Genomic DNA, 20,287 nt, shown 5'->3' with positions numbered 1-20,287 from the left:
GACGAAGACGACGATCAGGGGGCGGTCCCCCGCCAACGCAAGATCATCCACATCGAGATGGACGCCTTCTATGCGTCCGTCGAGCAGCGGGACAATCCCGCTTCGAGGTCTACATGGCGATCTCCCGACAAATCCGAGAGATATTCGCCAAGCACACGGCCATCATAGAGCCGTTGTCACTGGACGAGGCCTACCTTGATGTCACCGAAAATCTGCAAGGCATTCCGTTGGCGCGGGACGTTGGCGATTCCGCCTTGTGCTACGATCCCTTGCTAGTGGCGAGGAAGACTTCGGGCCAGGACGCGCCGTTGCCCGCATTGCGCCCTGCGATAGGCCTCGCAAGGCACAAGGATCGTTAGCACAACGAATGGGTTTAGAGTCGGACCGAAAAGCTCCCTAGATTGGCGTTCGGCGCTTCGGTGAGACCGCCGAGCGTTGCCATTTCCGGCGCGCCGAGCTCCATCTGAAGAAAGACCGGTGCCGGCTCCAGCGTGGCAAGCCGTATCGCCTGACCGATAACGATCGCGCCGGTGGCCGCGCCGACGAACGGGACGGCTACACTCGCCTGGGCAAAGCTCACCTTGCCGCATTCGCCGACATGCTGCTCGAGCACCATATAGGCCGGCCGGTTCAAGAGGCCCTTCGTCCCGTCCGCGGTATCCTCCGCCTTGGCAGACTCGCTCCAGAGACTCTCGGGCGGCTCCCCGTTCACGATGGTACGCACTTGAACACCCTCGAAGTCGCCGGGCCCGTGCCCGATCCCGGCGTCGATCATGAACGGGAAGCCATGCTTGGCCAGCACCAGCCGTGGCTTCAGGCGGTCGAGGCCCGAAAGGAGAATAGGCGGATCATCCTCGCCGAGGGCGAGGTCACCGACATGGCGGCGTTCGATCAGGCTCGTTTCCCAGCCCGCCTGCTTGAGCCAGACGCCGGCGACGCGCACCTTCTTCTCACCGAGCTCGCCATCGCCGGGGAGCACAAGCAAGCTCGTTGCCTCGTTCTCTTCGCTTATCTTCTGATTGTCCTGAAGCACCACGAGGCGCTCGTCCTGCCCGGGCAGGAAGCAAAGAGTCCACACGAAGGCTTGGCCAAGATGGCCGAGCCCGAGCAGCCAGAGCTTGTCAGGCACGTCGAAGCGATCGGGTCCGATTTCGTCCATGCTCGCCGGCAGCCAGGGCGTCCACAGCGACACTGTGGTATCGCGCGCGCGGATGTCATGTCCGGCCAGAACACAAGCGAAGACCTGCCGCACGGCAACCGCGCCCGCGAAGACGCCCGATAGCGGAAGACGGCTGTCCCCAATCTCGTCGCCATCGAATGCCCGCGTTCCAGCCAACCAGCGATCCCACCAACACCGAATATTCCAGCTCGCGCCGGCCGGAGCATCGCCGATGCCGATCGTGTGCGTCGCGAGCCTACTCGGCCGCGTGTCGACACGGGCGCCAAGGCGCCGGGCCGCCGCCTTCATCGTGCCCCCAAGCGGCAAGGCGGCGATCAGCGGCACGTCGCGAGCAATGACCAGCGTCACCCGACCGAAGCACTTTCGGGCGGTTGCCACAGCGATCAACGCCGCGGCCTGCCCGGCGGTGGTAGACACCTGGTCACCGCCCACCACGACATCAATGCGCACGGCGTTCAGGCGTGCCTCCGCCTCCTCGAACGAACCGGCGCGGCCGCCGTCGGTCAGCGCCTTCGTCACGCGCGAGCGTTTCCAGAACTTGTTCATCGCGAAGCCTCCAGGCGAAAGAACTTCCTCCCCGCGGCGCTGTGCTCGGCCCAGTTTCCGTTGCCGAGAAACTCGAACATGCCGATGGTGCCTGGACGCGGGTTGTTGCGTGCAAAGTGAGGGAGGATCAGCGCGATGTGCCCGGCGCGCGGCATGATTGGGTTCGCTTTGTCCGAGTCGCTCTGGCCATACCCATGCGGGTGAACGTGGATGTCGGCGACCACGCCGTAGCCGCGAGCGCGGCAGATCTCCCACAGGCGTGGCAACGCCGTCTCGCGAACGGTCACGATCCCGGTCGCCAACGCTTCGGGATCGACGTCGTCGTAGTAGATGAAATCGAGAATATCCCGGCTGCCATCGCGGCGTGGCCGACCCAGCAGGTAAGCTCCGCTCTCACGGCGGCCGCCCAGCGTACGCCGTGCGAGTTCCTGCACGCCTTCATCCCAGATCAAGGCGCTGCAGCGCAGCCTAGGCGGCGCAAGACCGAGCCAACCAAGCAGCGTGTTCACAAGCCAGTCCATACAGGTGCTCCATTATGAAAGTGATGTGGCGGTCGCGCCGCCATGCTTCGTCCGGGCGCTTCGCCGCCCAGCCGTTGTGAAGCGCCGCATAGCGCTGCCATGCGCGGTAGATGCCGCCGTGCTCGTTCGTGCCGTCGCGCGTCCAGTCCTTCAGCGCGTCGAACACACCGGAGACGTCGTGCCGGCCGCTGGCGCCGCCGGCCGCGCATTCGCCGCGTGATCCCACCGCTGAACAAACGGGCCCAGCGCGGGGAAGTTGTCGCAGAGCAACTGGAACTCGACGCTCGCCGACTGCACGCGACAAGGATCGTGGCCGGTCACCCGTACTTCGAGGATGGGAAAGGCGTAGCGGAGGATCGCCCACCGCCCCTCTTCGGCACCGCACTGGAAGCGCAGCGAGTTGAGCTGCGCTTCCAGCGTGCGCTGCGAGGCCGAGATGGTCTCGTCAGCCATTGGTGAAGTCCTTCAACGTGAGGTCCACCACCAGCGTGCAGTGACCGTGCTTGACATATTTCGAGAGGACGTCGTCGCGCGGCAGCGGCTGGTCGGCACCCGGCAAGATCAGGTTCGCCTTTGCCGCGGTCATCGGGTCGAGGTTGAAGCCGTGCTTGCCGACCGACCACTGCAACGCGCGGAATACCGTCGCCGACGGCGAGAAGTGGTGATGCTTGACGAGGTGCTCGTAACGCACCTCCAGCGTCACCTGGTGGCAGCGGTGGCCGACGACACGCAGGTGCTTGCGGCCGTGCGGGTGATGGTGGAGAGGCTGATCGTTATCCCGCTCGAACAGATGCACATCGGCTTCCAGTTCCAGCTTCGTGCGGATCACCTCCACCAACACCATGTCCTTGGTGACCGGGACCACCAGGACCTCGACGCGGTCCTCGATCTCGACCTCGACCTGGACCGCCTCGTTGTGAGGCTGCCCCTCCGTATGCTGGTGGTGATTATGTGTATTCATTCCAAAACCTCGTGTTTTCAGATGTTTCCACGACGATTCCGCTTGAATATGCCGATGTCGTCGTGTATATTATTGACGAATTCGTCAAGTTGCAGGCCCAGAAAATGGGCCCTTAGCCCATAACGTATCCGTCAACTACAAACTATACGCATTCGTCATGTCATCGTCAAGCCCCCCTCCGGCACCGTCTGCCGTTTTCCCAGATCGCCTCAAATCCGCCCGGGATCTGCGAGGCCTCAACCAAGATCAGCTGGCCAAGCGCTCCGGCTTGCAAGGCTCCGCCATATCCCATTTCGAGACCGGCACCCGAAAGCCGTCGTTCGACAACCTGCGGCGCCTTGCTGATGCGCTCGGAGTCACGACGGACTACCTCCTCGGCCGGTCGGATGATCCGGAAGGTTACGCGGTACCGAGTGACCCGCTCTATCGAGATGTTCAGCGGCTCAACAAGAAGAACCGCGACCTTGCAAGCCAGATCATTCGATCGCTGGCCTTCCCTTCCGAGGATGGAAACTGATGGCGCGGCGGGGGCCCTACGATTTCGCCACGGCCTTCGCCGAGAAGCTGCTTCGCGACGAGTTCAAAGTCGACAAGCTGCCCGTAAATCCCATCACGCTTGCGAAGAGCCAGGGGATCCGCGTCGTACCGATGCCGAAGGATCACGACGGCGTGTCCGGGATGTTCATCCACGCGCACGGCAAGTCAGCGATCGCCTACGCGACGCATATCGAAAGCAAAGGATTCCAGCACTTCAGCGTCGCCCATGAAATTGGGCATTGCTACCTGCCGGGCCACATTGATGCGATCCTGCCGGATGGCGCGACCGAGCACTACTCTCGAAGTGGCTTCGTGTCGGACGATCGCTATGAGTTGGAAGCCGACCACTTTGCTGCCGGCCTACTTATGCCGACGCGGCTGTTTACGCGGGCGATGGAAACGGCGGGCGACGGACTGGATGCCATCGAGCATCTGAAAACGCGGTGCGAGACTTCGCTCACAGCGACAGCGATCCGCTATCAGCAGCTCAGCCGGGAAGCCGTCGCCATCATTCAATCGCACGGAAACCGGATTGAGTTCTGTTTCATGTCCGACCGGTTCATTTCCCTGAAACCGGGCCGGTGGCCGCGCAAGGGTGACGCGGTGCCTCGTCGCTCCGTGACCCATCGTCTCAACGCAGACCCAGACCGTGTCGCACAAGCCGAGCGCATCGCCGACGAGACACACGGCATTGACTGGTTCGGCGTCTTTCCGGATATCGAGCTTTACGAGGAGGTCGTCGGCCTTGGGCGCTACGGGCGTTCGCTTACGGTCATCACCACGGTGGATTCGCTGGACGACGACGATGACGATTCTGGTTCCGACGGCCCCTGGGAACCTCGATTCGGGTAGCCCTCAAGCCTTACTAGTCCACCAAATAACATGCATTACACGTTGATTATACTACATGTTTTTAGTAGATGGACTAGTTTTGAATCCTTAATTGTGAATTAGCCCACCCTGTACTACATTATCCGCCTTCTCTCATACGGTAGGACCATGGCGGAACGAACAAAGCAAATAACCGGAGATTTCGTCGATCTGGCGCGGCTCGCGCTGACCGGAAGGCCCCAGGATGTGCAGCTGCTCGTCCACCGGGCGGTCAAGCGGTATCAGCCCGAATTCCCCGAAATGGCGGCGAACCTCGCCGCGCTTCTACGCGAGTCACCGACACGCGCCTCCCCACTACGCCGGCAATCCGAGGTGCCCCTTCCGGTCGATGCGGACTCCCGACTTCATCTGTTGCGCGTGGAGAATGCGATTTCGCTCGACCACGAGATGGTGCTGGCACCGGACATCGAAGCCAGCCTCAAGCAGCTTGTCGTGGAGCGCCGCGAACCGGAGGCGTTGCAGAAGGCAGGCTTGCATCCCACGCGCACGATCTTGTTCACTGGCCCCCCCGGCGTAGGCAAAACGATGGCGGCGCGATGGCTCGCCCGCGAACTCGAGCGCCCGCTCCTCATTCTGGACCTTGCGGCTGTCATGAGCAGCTTTCTTGGCCGCACGGGCAGCAATCTCCGTCATGTGCTGGATTACGCCAAGAGCATCGAATGCGTGCTTCTTCTTGATGAACTCGACGCGCTCGCCAAGCGCCGCGACGATCGCGGCGAAATCGGCGAGTTGAAGCGGCTCGTCACGGTGCTTCTGCAGGAAGTCGACGATTGGCCAGCCACCGGCATCTTGGTCGCGGCCACCAACCATGCCGAACTTCTTGACCCGGCCGTGTGGCGGCGGTTCGAGATGGCGGTGGCCTTCAGCGTACCCAACCCGCCCCAAATCGAGCAGCTAGTGAGGACCCTGCTGAAACCGTACTTCGGCGACGCCGACAAGTGGGGCAAGGTCCTCTCGCTAGCGCTCAAAGGAAAATCTCACAATGACATCGAGCGCACTATCACGCTTGCACGCCGTTCGTCGGTGACCTCTGGGGCACCGCTCGATGAGCAGCTCAAGGCGCTTGTACGCGCTGACGAGCTGACGCGTTCCGAGCGCATCGATCTCGCCCGGCTTCTGGAGCAATCCGGCATCACGTCGCAGCGCGAGGCGCAGCGCATCACGGGCGTATCCCGCGACACGATCCGCAAAGAGGGCACGACATCGAGCCGTGTCCGCCGTCGAAAGGTGATCGCATGAAAAACCGAAATTTTCTGCTGGCTCGCGGCGAACGCCTCGCACACCGCATCGAGATCAAGTCCGGTGGAGCCGAGAAGCAACACCCTTACACGTTTGCGGAAGCCCGATCCCGGATTGCGCCGATGTTGGCCACCGTGTCGCGCAAGCTGGACGCGCTGCCGGCGGCCGCCTGCCCGAACGATCAGGCTGTTGCGACCGTAACCTTGAACCCGGAGTACATCGCCAAATCCTATTTCCCGGGAGACCTGCTGCGGTCGGTCGGGCTAACTTCGGTCGGCAGCCGGCCCAAGCGCATTACACCGCAAAAGCGCAGCGGCGGCCGGGAGCCCGCCGAAACCGTCACCACTGAGCTCTTCCTCATGGGCTCGCGACGTGCGTTCCGCCGTTGGTCACAGCAGGTCGAAGGCTGGCAGCCGGACACCGATGGAGCCAAGCAGCTGCCGACCATCGAGGAGGTCAACGTCCCAACCCCGACGGAAAAGCTGATCCATATCGAGGAATCCGGCAAGACCGGCGTCTTCGAAGTGGTCCTTCATGCCAACGAAGATGACGGCGAGGAGGACTACGTTCCGCTGTTCAAGAAATATCTGGAGTCCCTTGGCCTGCGGGCGCCGCTCGAGAAGCGATTTTATGCCGGCGGCCTTTGCTTTCTAGAACTTGAGGCGCCGCGCAACAAGATGAAGGACGTCGCCGCGTTCAGCCTCGTGCGCGCCGTCCGCCCGATGCCACCCTTGCGGATGCTGCGGCCGACCATCCGCACGGCCGGCGTTGGTTCTGACTCCGTCACTTTGCCAAAGGAAGGCCCGATCGATCCCAAGATCCGCGCCGCGATCTTCGATGGCGGGCTGCCAGCGAAACATCCGCTGACGAAGTGGGCCACGCCCATTGATGCGCCAGGCGTGGGCGCACCAGAGGATACTCTTCTTCGCCATGGCGTCGGCGTCACTTCCGCTTTTCTGTTCGGCCACCTTCAGTCCAACAAGCCCGCACCGCGGCCGTTCGCGCCCGTGCATCACTACCGGGTCGTCGATACAACCCCGGGCCAGAACCCCTACGAGCTTTATGAGGTGCTTGACCGCATCAAAAACGTGCTGGCCAGCACCAAGTACGACTTCATCAACCTCAGCCTCGGGCCCGAGCTCCCCATCGACGACAACGAAGTCCATGCCTGGACGGCGGTGTTCGATGACTTTTTGTCCAAGGGCGAATGCCTTGCCGTGGTAGCGGCTGGCAATGGCGGCGAAGGCGACGAAATGATCGGCGCCAACCGGGTTCAGGTCCCGGCCGATTGCGTCAACGCCTTGGCCGTGGGCGCTGCCGACAGCCCCGACGTGGGATGGCTTCGTGCCGGCTACAGTTCCGTCGGTCCCGGACGCAGCCCGGGTCTCATCAAGCCCGATCTCGTCGCGTTCGGTGGATCGACGGCCCGACCGTTTCTGGTCTTGCGCACCAAGGATGCTCCGAAGATCGAACCAACGGGCGGCACCAGCTTTGCGGCTCCCTCAGTGCTCCGCATGGGCTCCGGCGTCCGCGCGCATCTCGGACCGCTCCTTAGCCCACTCGCCATCCGCGCGCTGCTGGTCCACTGCGTCGAGACCGCAGACATTCCGCATGCCGAGATCGGCTGGGGCCGCCTCCCCAATCATCTCGACGACCTCGTCATTTGCAATGATGACACGGTGCGTGTCGTCTACCAGGGCACCGTTACCGCCTCGAAGTACATTCGTGCGCCGATCCCGATGCCTGACGAAGAGCTGAAAGGCATGGTCAAGGTCAAGGCGACCCTCTGCTATACGACCGAAGTCGATCCGCATCACCCAAGCAACTACACGCGCGCCGGCCTCGACGTCGTCTTCCGGCCAAACAAGACCGTGTTCAAGGATGACGATGCCGCGCACGCGGCCAGCAAACCGTTCTTTGGCAAAAACCGGCCGCAAGTCACCGAAGAAGAGCTACGACGTGACGCGTGGAAATGGGAGAACTGTCTGCATGGCGAAGGTAATTTCCGCGGCCGATCGCTGGACGGCCCGGTATTCGACATCCACTACAACGCGCGCGCCGAAGGGCACGGCATCCGCCAGTCGCTGGAGCTGAAATACGCGCTCGTCGTGTCCGTGACCGCACGGCGCGTCGCCGATCTCTACGAACGCATCGTCCGGCGCTACCGCGGGCAGCTTGAAGCCCTCATCCCGCTGGTCGAGATTCCCGTGCGCGTCCAGAACAAGGATGAAACGGAATAGTGAGTTTTGAGAGCGTGCAGTCCCCGCCCGCCTTCGCCGGACCGTGGGATTTGCGCAGAGCGGCATAGAAGGCGGCTCGCTCGGATTAGCGACTGAGACTAATCGCCCGATCGGCTCGTGGGGAGAGCGTGTGTAATAGAACTGATCATCCGCCGAGTATATCTGCTTCAACGCGAAGCCCATCACTGTTGCATTGGCGCTGGCGACGGTATGGAGACCGACCTCAATAACGTCCTCCTCGCCTTCTTGCCGTCCAACCAGACAAACGAGAGGAGATAGCGGAAATAGGATGTCGCGATCCGCTAGTCCGAAGCCGGGAGCATAGAGCTGTCCATAATTTACGGGAGCTTCCGGCTTGTGCACGCACACCGGATGATCCGTGGTCACGAATCCACCCGTCCCCTCTTTCGCCTTCAAAATACGCCATCGTCGTTCATCGAAAATCGGGTGCATTTTTTCTAACGCCGCGAGTTCCATCTCGAGCGTAAGGTTTTTATGCGCGTAGAGCTTGTCCTTGTTCTCCTCGACATACCTTTTGAAGCCCTCGAAATCAGTAGGCTGCCCTTCGGGCCACTGGCCCATCTCCTTCATCTTCTTGACAATGGCATCCCAACGCTTCGGATCCTCGAACGGCGCGACGAGCATCGCGCGCAAGAGATCCGTTTCGAGTCGCTGTATGCCTTCGCGAACTTTCGGATTCCGTACCGCCAAGAGCGTCACGAGATTAATGATATCTTCGCGATCCTCGTCATTCGTCCCAAAGGACGCTGTTTCGCGGACCCTCTTGATGGCGGGCGCTATGAGGCCTTCGAGCCTACCGAGCTCCTTTTCTAGAGCGTCTTTCGGCACCCCGTTGATGTCGATCTGATTCCAATCGCGCTCCGCGGCAATGTTGGCGGGGCCTGCTGCAAACGTTTTCGATATCGAGGCATCGCTGGCCCATAATTGGCCCTTTGAGTTGGCGAAACCTGACAAGTACATCTGTGGCACGTAATGATGCTTCCGAGCCTCGGCCATCGCCTTCCTCGTCTCCTAATGGGTCGGTTGCTCGCGCTCGCTGATAAAACCCATGATGTAATGTAAGAGGCTAGCGGGTCCTTGCAAGCTGCCAGCATAAGGAGCGCGTGCATCTAACCGCGCTAATCAGGCTGTTGATGCATTTCGATGCTTGCCGCAGATGGTCTGCTAGCTGTCTCGACGGGCCAGCGCGCAATGGCCTCTTGGATGGTATACTTCACATCTGGCTGATCTGGAGCATAGATCGCGAGGAAAAATCAAACAGGCGCTGCTCGGAATGCGACCACGCCCAACTCAGCACAAGTTCGCTGGGTCGCGCCATGTCTATTTTCGCTTCGACTGACTAGGCATCTGTGAACTTCATTACTGATTCTAGAGCAGACGTGGTCCGCATCTGCTCGAAGGCTTTTACTCTGGTATAGCGCTCGTACTGCCGAGGCCCTTGCGCATGGAAATCGTTGATGAAGGCGATTGCGGCGTCTGTGCCCGCCTTCAGATACGCGACGTAGAGCGGCAAGGGCTTTCCCAAACTTGGTTCTGAGCATTTGGCCCCGCCTTGCTTTGGTAGATTGCGTTCCACCTGCCGCAATTATGATCGTACAAGTCGCGAGTGGCTTTGCGCGCGTGCTGTATTCTTCCGGACCGAGTCCGAACTCGGTGCACCGCCGAAGATGCGGAAGCCTTCATTTGCGGCACGGTAAACATCGCGCATTCGACGCATGGAGCGCGGCCTACCAGATGCGAGCACTTCGCGTTGCTTGGGGGCGGATCGCATATCGTTGTGGCGGTCACTGGCGCTCGAACTTCCAACAGAGCTGTCGGTTCTATGCCGCTCGAACCTGCGTGGTCGGATCCCTGAGGGAGTGTGTCGGGGTTCGCCAACGTCCGCCGACGCTTATTCAACGGATATTCGACGACTTCTCCATCGCGGTTCTAAGTTATTGAATTGTCTGGCGCTCCCTAGGGGAATCGAACCCCTGTTTCAGCCTTGAGAGGGTAAAGTCGCTGATCATCGTTGAGAGTCCTGCGATGGAGACCTTACGGATGTCAGGCCCGGCTCGTTTGCATAAGCAGGCGTTACCACACTAGTTTCGCACCAGAAACGACCCAGCCGAAGCGCAACGAACGCGATCGGATTGAAACAAAAAGTCAGCAAAATCAACGAAACCAATCGCTATCCCGCCGCTCATAACGGTCTGGTGCACGTTCGAGTCCGCTGACCGGTCAGGGAAATCGGCGCCTCGTGATGCGCGGGTTCGTTCGCCGCACCAGTTTCACGAATCCGCGAAAGCGGCGGACGAATGTCGAACATGTTAGCACCGGAGCATCCTATTCGTACTCCAAAGAAGCCGAATTCCCTCCACCCGATGGGGAATGCTTTTCGCCTCTAATCTTATTTGCTCATTTTGCTTCACCAAGACTCCGATCAAAAGGCCAAAAGCGGCGAGGCATTATGCAGTTGCGCCCCGAGAGCATTGAGCCACCCTATTCTTCGACCGAGGTCGCAGCGGCGATTGGCGTCTCTCTGGATACATTCTATCGCACGCGCCGCCGAAGGCACGAGCGCGACGGCTTGCCTTCGCCGATCAGCGAGCGAGGACCGCTGAAATGGGAACGCACTGGCTTCGATGCTTGGCTTACCCGACATCATCCTATGCGCCCAAAGACGATTGCCAATGACGCATTCGCGCCGCCGCCAGCAGCAAGCGACGAGGATCACCGCGAGCGGCTGCGGAGAGCTTACGGCCAGTACGACTCTTGACAGACTAGATCGCGCTAGATTCCAATGGGCGCTATCTCTTACTGGCACTGAGGCTTTTTATGGCCGATCCAAAGTTTCCGCATGTGAAGTGGCGTGATGGCCGCCCTCGGTCGTCGCACGGCGCTTATGCCAGAGCTCTCGGCTTTGTCGATGCCGACTTGCGCCATCCGCCGCACGATGAAAAAGGCCGTCCTGTCGGTGCGTGGTTCAATCTCCAAGAGGCCTCAGACTTTTCAGACAAGCGAAAGTCAGAGATCGAGGCGGCGCGCCGCGCCGGCAAGCTGCCGAAGAAAATTACGATCCGGAAGCGTTCTACGATCGAAGATCTTCTGGACGATTGGAGCAAGTCGGTCGAGTTCAAGGCGTTGTCGTCCGCCTCGCAATCTTCCTATCGCAAATGTATCTCCGCCATCTTGTACCGACCGCAATCACGCGAATCCGCCGCGAAGATGCGCGCCGAAATGCGTGCCGCCAAGCTTCTCGGCGTAGCCGAGCCCGTCCGAGAACTCGAGGCGATAGCGACTGCCACTCCGACATCAATCGGCAAACCGGAGTTCCGCGCCTTCTATAACTATGCGAAATCGGCTCGCGGCCATCATATGGCGCTCTCTATGATAGCCACGCTCTCAGCGGCGTTCACTTGGGGGCAGGAAAGCGTCTTGTGGCGCCTCGGGCCCAACCCGCGAGAAGGCATGGAGTTCGATCATCCAGACGGACGCATCGTACAGGTTGCCATGCCCGAATTTTCCGCATGGGTCGCCGCAGCCGATGCGATCGAACGGCCTTCGGTCGGCGATAGCTTTCATCTGGCGTTGTTCACCGGACAGCGCCAGACTGACCGTCTGATTATGCGCAACGAGAGCGACCTTGAGGGCCGGCACGCGTTCCGGCAGAGCAAGACTGGTGAACTTGTCGACATCAAAGAGGCGCCACAACTCAGCGCACGGCTGAATGCCTCGCGTGCACGAGTAAAGGAACTGAAGCTTCGGCTTCAACTGGATAAGGTGCCGCCCGAACTCGTGGTCAATGAGGACAATGGCGAGCCTTATAATGAGAGTACATATCGCCATTGGGTGTCGACCGCCCGGGCCGTGGCAATCTTCGGCTTTCTCGCGCGCGATAACGCGCGACAGGCAATTGTACGCGCAGAGCGACTGAACGCTGAACTGATTAAAGATGTTGACAGGCTGTTCGCCCCTTTTCCGCTGGATGAAGAGAATAAGGCGCAGCGCGCTCGAGCGGTCGATCAGCGCAAGAGTGCATTGGCTAAGTGGTTGGATGCGCAGACCGCACGCGACAGCAGTGGCGATGAGACAGCGTGGCGCCTGACGCCCTGTCCTTCGCTGATGTTTGTAAATGGCGCCGGCGAACTCGACCAGAAGCACGACCAAGACCTACGTGATACCTGCGTCATGCTTCTTGATCGAGCTGGCTGCGACCTGCTGACGATTTGCGACATTACTGGGCATTCATACCGAAGCGCGCAGACCATCGTGAAGCACTACCGCGCCCGGAATGCCGCTCGCGCCGATTCCGGCATCGACAGGCTTGAACTGCAGGTGCGTAAGGAAGGCATGAAGGGCTGAACGCAGGCCGGTAGGTCTCATTTTGGCTGGTGTCCAGCGGAGCGCGGGCTCCGGCCTAAAGGTCGCGCAGCGCGCGGCCAATCTCGCATTCTATGTTTCGCCTCATTTGAACGAGAGCCGCGCCCTCAGCCTAGGGCGTCTGTGAACGTGCCAAGTTTGCCATCTACGATGGCAGACCGGTGACAGGGCACCCCAATTATCCAACTCGTCGCACGGCGTGCGACGTACGACCACAAAAAGCGTCGCACGAGACCTGGTTTGTTCTGTCCCAGAAATGAAAAAAGCCCTTGCGGGCCAATCCCTTGAGAGTGGTGGGCGCACCAGGGCTCGAACCTGGGACCCGCTGATTAAGAGTCAGCTGCTCTACCAACTGAGCTATGCGCCCGAAAGGCGGTCAAGGCCTTGCGAGGCCGGTCGTTTAGCAAAGCGTTCCGGGTCTGGCAAGCGATCGGACGCAAGTTTTCCAAGGTCTCGTCCGCAGCCCCGAAAATGCGAAAAGCCGCTGGATTCCAGCGGCTTCGCCAGGTTTACGGCCTGAGAACCGGTCCGTTCAGAGCCGGCCCTCCCGGTCCCGGTCGGGACCGCGGTCACGGTCGAAGCGGTCGTGGTGGAAGTGGTCCATGCCCCGTTCCATCATGCGGTCCATGCGCTCCTTGAAGTGGTGGTGGCGCGGGCCGTCCTCGCCGCCGCCGAACGGACCGCGGTGCCGGGTCAGCACGGCGAGACGCCGTTTCTGGCCCTCATCGAGGGTCTTGTAGAGCGGATCGGCGGCATCGGCGATCTTCTTCAGGGCGGCGGAGCTGGCGCCCATGTCCTCGGCGCGCTGGCGCAGGCGGGCGATCGGATCCTCGGCCCTGTCGGCATCGCCCGGCCCGGCATTCATCCGCGCATTGGCGCGGTCGATGCGCAGCTTGGCGAACTCCCGCACCGCCGCCTCGACCGGCGGCCACAGCTTCTCCTGGTCTGCGTTCAGCTTCAGCCCGGCATGGACGGCGGCGATCCGCGCATCGACGAAGGCGGCGCGGTCCTCGGGGCTCATGCGCATGTGGCGGACGTGCTCCATCCACGGGCGATGATATTGGGCATAGACCGCGCCCGAGCCGGCGATGCTGAGCACGGCGATGGCTGCGATGGTGAATTTCTTCATCCTGACCTCCTCTGGAAGGATACCCGTGAGGATGAGCGCGAGGGGGCTGACGCGCAACTTACAACTTGGACAGGAAGCGCGCTCTTACAGAGATGTAATCGCCGTGAATGTCCGTTCAGATGCGAACAAAAATAATTCGCAACAAAAAGGGCTTCCGTGCGCTGCGCGGAAGCCCTTCGTTGGGGTCGCCCGTCGAGGTCAGTTCGTCGGGCTCTTGGCTTCCTTCAGGAACTCGTCGATCAGCCCCTGGCCGATGCGGCCCGCGGCCTCCTTGTAGACCGGCTCCATCGCCTTGCGCATCGCCTCGTCCTGATCGGCCGTCAGCTTGATGATCTCGCTCTTGCCGCTCTTCTTGATCTCGGCCAGCGCGTCATCGTTCTCCTTCTGCGACTGCGCGTTGCTGAACTCGGTCGCCTCTTTCATCGCCTTTGACAATGGGTCACGGATGTCGGCCGGCAGATCGTCCCAGAATTTCTTGTTCACGATCACGACGTAGCCGATGTAGCCGTGATTGGTTTCGGTGATGTACTTCTGAACCTCGTGCATCTTCTGGGTGTAGATGTTCGACCAGGTGTTCTCCTGGCCGTCGACCACGCCGGTTTGGAGTGCCTGGTAGACTTCCGAGAACGCCATCACCTGCGGCAGCGAGCCGAGCGACTTGAACTGGGCCTGGATCACGCGCGAGGATTGGATGCGGAATTTCACGCCCTGATAGTCGGCCGGCGTGATCAGCTTCTTGTTCGCGCTCATCTGCTTGAAGCCGTTGTCCCAATAGGCAAGGCCGGTGATGCCCTTGGCATCCAGCAGCTTCAGCAGCTTGGTGCCGAGCGGCCCTTCCGTCACCTTCCGCAGCGTCTTGATGTCGGGCAGGATGTAAGGCAGGTCGAACACCTCGAACTCGCGGATGCCGAGCGGCCCAAACTTGGAGTTGGACGGCGCCAGCATCTGCACGCTGCCGAGCTGGAGCGCCTCGAGCTCTTCCTTGTCCTTGTAGAGCGTCGAGTTCGGATAGACTTCGACCTTGACCTTGCCGCCGGTATACTTCTCGGCGAGCTCCTTGAACTTCTCCGCGCCCTTGCCTTTCGGCGTGTCGGTGGCGACAACGTGGCTGAATTTGATGATGATCGGTGATTGGGCCGATGCCGGCCCGCTCAAGCCAAGTGCCAGAACCGCGATGGAGGCGGCGATCGCCGAGGTGCGCATGGTCTCTCCCTGTCGTTTGTTTGAGCCGCCCGGCGGCGCCGGGTGGCCAGTCTTATGCCGGCTGCATCAATAGCGGCTCGCTTACACAGCCGCTATTGTCCCTTAGCAGGGCAGCCATTCAGCTCGCCGCCGCCGTCACATTGTCGCGCTGGCGCTTCATGACGATCTTGTTGAGCGCGCCGAGATAGGCCTTGGCCGAAGCCACCAGGGTATCCGGATCCGCCGCGCGCGCCGTCATCGAGCGGCCGTCCTGCGCCAGCCGCACCGACACTTCCGCCTGCGCGTCGGTGCCCTCGGTGACCGCGTGCACCTGGTACAGCTCGAGCTTGGCCTCGTGCGGCACCAGGCGCTTGATGCAGTTGAAGACGGCGTCGACCGGGCCGTTGCCTTCGGCTTCCTCGATCTTGATCTGGCCGTCGACGTCGAGCTTCATGGTCGCGCGCTGCGGACCGTGGGTGCCGGCGATCACCGTCAGTGAGGTCAGCTTGATGCGGTCGTGCGAGGCCGCCATCTCCTCGTCGACCAGCGCCTCGATGTCCTCGTCGTAGATGTCCTTCTTGCGGTCGGCCAGCGCCTTCATCCGCGTGAACGCATCTTCCAACTGGTTCGGACCGAGCTTGTAGCCCATCTCCTCCAGCTTGTGCACGAAGGCGTGGCGACCGGAATGCTTGCCCAGCACCAGCGACGACTGCTTCAGGCCCACCATCTCGGGGCGCATGATCTCGTAAGTCGAAGCGTCCTTCAGCACGCCGTCCTGGTGAATGCCGCTCTCATGAGCGAAGGCATTCCGGCCGACGATCGCCTTGTTGTATTGCACCGGGAACGAGGTCGCCGCCGAGACCAGCTTCGAGGCACGGGTCAGCTGCGTCGTGTCGATCTTGTTCCAGTAGGGGAATTTGTCGTTGCGCACGTTGATCGCCATAACGATCTCTTCGAGAGCGGCGTTGCCGGCGCGCTCGCCGATGCCGTTGATGGTGCACTCGACCTGGCGCGCGCCGCCCGTGATGCCGGCCAGCGAGTTGGCGACCGCCATGCCGAGATCGTTATGGCAGTGCACGGAGAACACCGCCTTGTCCGAGTTCGGCACGCGCTCGATCAGCGTCCTCATGAAGTGGGTATATTCCTCCGGCACCGTATAACCGACGGTGTCGGGGATGTTCACCGTGGTGGCGCCGGCCTTGATCACGGCCTCGACGATGCGGCACAAAAAGTCCATCTCGCTGCGGGTGCCATCCTCGGCCGACCATTCGACGTCGTCGATCTGGTTGCGGGCGCGCGCGACCATCGCGACCGAGGTCTCGATCACCTGCTCCGGGGTCTTGTTCAGCTTCACCCGCATGTGCAGCGGCGAGGTCGCGATCACGGTGTGGACGCGGCCGCGCTTGGCGAACTTCACGGCTTCGGCACAGCGGTCGATGTCGGCGGGATGGGCGCGCGACAGACCGGCGATGACGGCGTTCTTGGAGCGGCGGGCGATCTCACTGACCGCCTGGAAGTCGCCTTCGGAGGTGATCGGAAAGCCGGCCTCGATGACGTCGACGCCCATATCATCCAGCAGTTCGGCGACCTCGAGCTTCTCCTCGAAGGTCATGGTGGCGCCGGGGCACTGCTCGCCGTCGCGCAGCGTGGTGTCGAAAATGATGACGCGGTCCTTCTCGGACTTGTTCACGGTGGCCATTTCTAGATTTCCTTTTGAGCGTTTGCGCCGTTCAGAGCCGTTTCAGTCCCTTGGCGCTTGAGGTGTCCGTTGATCTCGACCAACCCCTGAGCGCCCAGGCGCATGGCGCCCAGCCGGCCCTCAGGGGCAAGTAAGAAGAAGGCCGCCAATAAGGAGGGTGGGCAGCAGCGCAGCCGGGATCGCGGCGGCGGCCAGAGCCACCTCCCCCGAAATCCCCTCGAATTGGCCGCGAATCAGCATTGCCAGACCCTGTAGAGCCTCAAATCCTCGGTCAAAACCGTTGACGGTTGGTTTCGGGAGAGGCCCGATGTGGCCGTTTCTAGACGAGAAATGGCCGCAACTGCAACGCCAAAAAGAGGGTCAACATAGATGACCTAAAAGGGTAGGCCTAGGCCGTGCCGGTGCGGCGGGCGCGCGCCCTGTTCTCCCAACGGTTCAGCATTTGGCCGAGCTCGCCGGTGGGCGCAGCGGTGCCGGTCTTCGCGATCTCGTTGGTGTTGGCCGGCGCATTGGCTGAGAGCCAGTCCGGCTCAGCGTACTCGCGCCAGCGGCGTGCCTCCGCGCGCCTTTTTCGGGAGACGTAATCCCGCGTGAAATAGCCGGCCGCAAACGCGAGTGAGAGAAGGATGACCAGGATGACGACTTGCACAATGAGCTCCGGCTTTATCCCCCGCTAGCGCCCTGCAATCCAAACGCACTCGAAGGTGACGAAATTGCGACCTGCGATCACGCCGCGGTTTCAAGTCTGCCTCTCGCAACCGGACGCGGACCGGACTAACCTTCGCCGCGCTTGGCCGGATCAACCGGCCGGCCGAACGTAACCGGGAGGATACGATGACACGCCAGGAGGCTCCTGAGCGGGAGCAGCGTGCGCACGATGCTGCGCTTTCACGACGAACGCTGGTCGGGGGGCTGGCGCTCGGCGCCGCGGCCACGTTGGCGGGCCCCGCGCTGGCCCAGACCGGGCCCGCCGCACCGCCGACGACGATCACGACGCCGCCGCGCGACTTCGGCCCGGGCGGCGCGCCGACGACCTATTTCTGGGACCCCGACATCATCGCGGTCGATCCGTCCTTCAACGATCTCGCGCAGCCCAACACCGCGATCAAGCGTCTCTACACCGGGCTGCTCTGGGCGGAAGGCCCGGCGTGGAGTGCGCAGGGCCGCTATCTCTTGTGGAGCGACATTCCCAACAACCGGCAGATGCGCTGGACCGAGGACGACGGCCGCGTCAGCGTATTCCGCTCGCCCTCCAACAATTCCAACGGCAACTCGTTCGACTTCCAGGGCCGCCAGCTCTCCTGCGAACACCTGACGCGACGGGTGACGCGTTACGAGCATGACGGTACCGCCACCGTGCTCGCCGAGTCCTACCAGGGCAAGAAGCTGAACTCGCCGAACGACATCGCCGCGCATCCCGACGGCAGCTATTGGTTCACTGATCCGCCGTATGGCGGCCAGCTCTACGAAGGCGAGCCCGACGTCGCGGGCGGCCCGAGCAATGCAGGCGGCAAGCTCAATCCGCGGATCGGACAGCCGGCCGGCTTCGTGCCGGGCAAGCGCGAGCTGCCGACCAATTGCTATCGCATCGATCCCTCCGGCCGCATCGACCTCGTCGTCACCGAAGACCAGGTGCCCGACCCGAACGGGCTCTGCTTCTCGCCCGACTACAAGAAGCTCTACATCGCCTCGACCGGCAAGGGACCGGGCGACACCGGCCCCGGCGGCAAGGGCGAGATCTTCGTGTTCGACGTCGGCAGCGACAACAAGCTGTCGAACCTGAAGAAGTTCACCGATTGCGTGATCGACGGCGTGAAGTGCGGACCGGATGGCCTGCGTTGCGACGTCAACGGCAATCTCTGGGCCTCCAGCAATGCCGGACGCGCCGTCGGCTACAGCGGCGTCACGGTGTGGTCGCCGGAGGGCAAGCTGCTCGGCCGCATCCGTCTGCCGGAAGTGTGCGGCAACGTCTGCTTCGGCGGCCCCAAGCGCAACCGCCTGTTCATGGCCGCAAGCCAATCGCTCTACGCGGTGTATACGGCGACCCAAGGCGCCGGGCCGGGCTGAGCGGCGCCATCCACGAACGAACGCGCCGGCGTGAAGCGCCGGCGCCGAAGAACCTCGACTTTCGCGATGTTGACTTTCCGCCGTCCAGCTCCCCATACTTTGCGAACAACAACAAGATCGAACGACGGTTTTGAGGGAGGATAGGATGCCGACTTCACGCAGGCAGCTGCTGAAGACATCGGCGGCTGCCGCCGCCGCACTCAGCCTCGATTGGACACGCGCCCAGGCACAAGCCGAGACTATACGCATCGGCCTGATCTACGACCTCACCGGCCCCTTCGCCGCCGGCGGCTCGGTCGCCTCCTCGATCGGCGTGCAGATCGCCATCGACCTCGTCAACGAGAAAGGCGGTGTCGGCGGCAAATACAAGGTTGCTCCGGTCGCCGCGGATTCGCAGAGCAAGCCGGACGTTGCGATCAACGAGGCCGAACGCCTGATCAGCCAAGAGAAGATCGACATCCTCAACGGCGTCTATGCCAGCTCGCATGCGGTGCCGCTCGCGGCCAAGGTCGAGCAGCAAAAAAAGATCCTCTGGATCACGACCGCGGTCTCGACCGCCGTGTTCAAGGACAAGAACCTGCAGCACGTATTTCGCGCGCAGATCCATTCGGATCAATACGGCCAGGCCTTTGCAAGCTTCCTCACCGAGCACGCCAAAGCCAAGCTCGGCATGGATCCGAAGGAGGTCAAGGTCGCGTTGATCCACGAGGACGGCCCTTATGGCGTCGGCGTTGCCTCCGCTGACGAAGCCTATGCGAAAGAGGCCGGCATTCCGGTGGTGCTGCGCGAAGGCTATTCGGCCTCGGCGCCCGACCTGTCGGTGCTGGTGACCAAGATCAAGCGGGCCAAGGCCGACGTGATCTCGCACGCGGGCTACAACCCTGACATCACCCTGTTCCTGCGCCAGGCCCGCGAGAGCGGCCTGCGCTTCAAGATGCTGTTCGGAGCCGGTGCCGGCTACAGCCAACTCGACAAGTTGCGCGCCACGTTCGGCGCCGACATCGACAATTTCTGCAACATCGACCCGGTGCCGGCACAGCTGCTCGATCCCGCCAAGCTCGCGCCCGGCATGGGCGATCTGATCAAGACCATGGTCAGTCGCTACCAGGCCAAGACCGGCGCCACCGATGTGCCACCGCACTGCTCGATGGGCTTCAACCAGACCTGGGTGCTGCTCAACAACGTGCTGCCTGTCGCCAAGGAGAAGTACGGCAGCTTCGAGCCCGAGGCGATCCGGAAAGCGGCGCTCGACGTCGACATCCCCGCGGGCGGCACGATCCAGGGCTATGGCGTGAAATTCTTCCCGCCGGGCACGCCGCTCTCCGGCCAGAACGAACGTTCGACGCCGGTCGTGATGCAGAACGCCGGCGCGCACATCTCCGTCGTGTGGCCGACCAACATCCGCACGCAGGACCCGGTCTTCCCGCTGCCGAAGGGCTCGACCTACGGGGCGTGAGGGGGCGGCACGGGCAGTGTACACCCTCTCCCCTTGCGGGAGAGGGTGGCTCGCCGCGTTGCGGCGAGACGGGTGAGGGGTCTCCCTCCGCGTGTTCAACTCTCATTGGGATGCGCGGAAACAACCCCTCATCCGGCGCTTCGCGCCACCTTCTCCCGCAAGGGGAGAAGGATTTGCAGTGGGCCTGTGGCCCCGTTCAGCGACTTCGTGTCGCCTACAACACCACCCGCCGCCCCTCCTCCTGTCTCTTATACAC

At 62.0% G+C, this 20,287-nt stretch carries 16 protein-coding genes, 1 tRNA gene and 2 pseudogenes; 8 read left to right on the top strand and 11 right to left on the bottom strand.

What is annotated here, in order from left to right:
* Positions 1–57: 57 nt before the first annotated feature.
* Positions 58–242: pseudogene (locus I6F12_RS00095) on the top strand (DNA polymerase IV); the annotation flags it as partial.
* A gap of 131 nt (positions 243–373) precedes the next feature.
* On the opposite strand, the gene I6F12_RS00090 reads toward I6F12_RS00095, so the two are convergent.
* From I6F12_RS00090 to I6F12_RS00075, 4 genes are all read right to left on the bottom strand, one after another.
* The gene (locus tag I6F12_RS00090) at positions 374–1,699 is read right to left on the bottom strand and encodes a hypothetical protein (protein ID WP_225155217.1); all 1,326 of its coding nucleotides are present in this window, start codon (positions 1,697–1,699) and stop codon (positions 374–376) included.
* Positions 1,700–1,722: 23 nt separating this feature from the next.
* Positions 1,723–2,247 (bottom strand): hypothetical protein, encoded by a 525-nt coding sequence (locus I6F12_RS00085; RefSeq protein ID WP_225155216.1) that lies wholly within the window; start codon positions 2,245–2,247, stop codon positions 1,723–1,725.
* 150 nt (positions 2,248–2,397) lie between these two features.
* Positions 2,398–2,700 carry a hypothetical protein gene (locus I6F12_RS00080; protein ID WP_225155215.1) on the bottom strand — a complete coding sequence of 101 codons (303 nt, stop codon included), beginning with the start codon at positions 2,698–2,700 and terminating at the stop codon, positions 2,398–2,400.
* Positions 2,693–3,208 carry a hypothetical protein gene (locus tag I6F12_RS00075; protein WP_225155214.1) on the bottom strand — a complete coding sequence of 172 codons (516 nt, stop codon included), beginning with the start codon at positions 3,206–3,208 and terminating at the stop codon, positions 2,693–2,695. Before I6F12_RS00075 ends, I6F12_RS00080 begins: the two co-directional genes overlap by 8 nt.
* Positions 3,209–3,365: 157 nt before the next feature.
* On the opposite strand from I6F12_RS00075, the gene I6F12_RS00070 reads away from it, so the two are divergent.
* From I6F12_RS00070 to I6F12_RS00055, 4 genes are all read left to right on the top strand, one after another.
* The gene (locus I6F12_RS00070) at positions 3,366–3,725 is read left to right on the top strand and encodes a helix-turn-helix transcriptional regulator (protein WP_225155213.1); all 360 of its coding nucleotides are present in this window, start codon (positions 3,366–3,368) and stop codon (positions 3,723–3,725) included.
* Positions 3,725–4,597: an ImmA/IrrE family metallo-endopeptidase gene (locus I6F12_RS00065; protein ID WP_225155212.1), complete on the top strand. Its 873-nt coding sequence runs from the start codon at positions 3,725–3,727 to the stop codon at positions 4,595–4,597. The genes I6F12_RS00070 and I6F12_RS00065 overlap by 1 nt, the downstream gene beginning before the upstream one ends.
* 147 nt (positions 4,598–4,744) lie before the next feature.
* Positions 4,745–5,875, top strand: a complete 1,131-nt coding sequence (locus tag I6F12_RS00060; protein ID WP_225155211.1) for an ATP-binding protein — start codon at positions 4,745–4,747, stop codon at positions 5,873–5,875.
* A complete protein-coding gene (locus I6F12_RS00055; protein ID WP_225155210.1) occupies positions 5,872–8,115 on the top strand; it encodes a S8 family peptidase in 2,244 nt (747 codons plus the stop codon). The genes I6F12_RS00060 and I6F12_RS00055 overlap by 4 nt, the downstream gene beginning before the upstream one ends.
* A 156-nt stretch (positions 8,116–8,271) precedes the next feature.
* Here the strand turns inward: I6F12_RS00055 and I6F12_RS00050 are convergent.
* A pseudogene (locus I6F12_RS00050) lies at positions 8,272–9,132 on the bottom strand (DUF4238 domain-containing protein); the annotation flags it as partial.
* 343 nt (positions 9,133–9,475) lie between these two features.
* Positions 9,476–9,649 (bottom strand): hypothetical protein, encoded by a 174-nt coding sequence (locus tag I6F12_RS00045; RefSeq protein WP_225155209.1) that lies wholly within the window; start codon positions 9,647–9,649, stop codon positions 9,476–9,478.
* Positions 9,650–10,953: 1,304 nt separating this feature from the next.
* Here I6F12_RS00045 and I6F12_RS00040 point away from each other — a divergent pair.
* Positions 10,954–12,480 (top strand): hypothetical protein, encoded by a 1,527-nt coding sequence (locus I6F12_RS00040; RefSeq protein ID WP_225155208.1) that lies wholly within the window; start codon positions 10,954–10,956, stop codon positions 12,478–12,480.
* Positions 12,481–12,789: 309 nt separating this feature from the next.
* Here I6F12_RS00040 and I6F12_RS00035 read toward each other — a convergent pair.
* The 5 genes from I6F12_RS00035 to I6F12_RS00015 form a co-directional block, all read right to left on the bottom strand.
* Positions 12,790–12,865, bottom strand: a tRNA-Lys gene (locus tag I6F12_RS00035).
* A 165-nt stretch (positions 12,866–13,030) separates the two neighbouring features.
* Complete coding sequence (locus tag I6F12_RS00030) at positions 13,031–13,627, bottom strand: Spy/CpxP family protein refolding chaperone (protein ID WP_225155207.1); 597 nt, start codon at positions 13,625–13,627, stop codon at positions 13,031–13,033.
* 198 nt (positions 13,628–13,825) lie between these two features.
* Positions 13,826–14,830: a TRAP transporter substrate-binding protein gene (locus I6F12_RS00025; protein ID WP_036025066.1), complete on the bottom strand. Its 1,005-nt coding sequence runs from the start codon at positions 14,828–14,830 to the stop codon at positions 13,826–13,828.
* A gap of 118 nt (positions 14,831–14,948) precedes the next feature.
* Positions 14,949–16,508, bottom strand: coding sequence for a 2-isopropylmalate synthase (locus I6F12_RS00020; protein ID WP_036006756.1), 1,560 nt, complete (start codon positions 16,506–16,508; stop codon positions 14,949–14,951).
* A gap of 388 nt (positions 16,509–16,896) precedes the next feature.
* Positions 16,897–17,160, bottom strand: a complete 264-nt coding sequence (locus I6F12_RS00015; RefSeq protein ID WP_057026371.1) for a hypothetical protein — start codon at positions 17,158–17,160, stop codon at positions 16,897–16,899.
* A gap of 182 nt (positions 17,161–17,342) precedes the next feature.
* Here I6F12_RS00015 and I6F12_RS00010 point away from each other — a divergent pair, with 182 nt between their 5' ends.
* Positions 17,343–18,575: an SMP-30/gluconolactonase/LRE family protein gene (locus I6F12_RS00010; protein WP_225152276.1), complete on the top strand. Its 1,233-nt coding sequence runs from the start codon at positions 17,343–17,345 to the stop codon at positions 18,573–18,575.
* Between the two features lie 145 nt (positions 18,576–18,720).
* A complete protein-coding gene (locus tag I6F12_RS00005; protein ID WP_225155206.1) occupies positions 18,721–20,031 on the top strand; it encodes an ABC transporter substrate-binding protein in 1,311 nt (436 codons plus the stop codon).
* The last annotated feature ends 256 nt before the right edge of the window (positions 20,032–20,287 follow it).

It is taken from the genome of Bradyrhizobium sp. IC4059 (assembly GCF_020193615.1).
Classification (GTDB): Bacteria; Pseudomonadota; Alphaproteobacteria; order Rhizobiales; family Xanthobacteraceae; genus Bradyrhizobium; species Bradyrhizobium yuanmingense.
The sequence above is the reverse complement of the archived record's forward strand: the minus strand, read 5'-3'. Positions and strand labels throughout refer to the sequence as shown.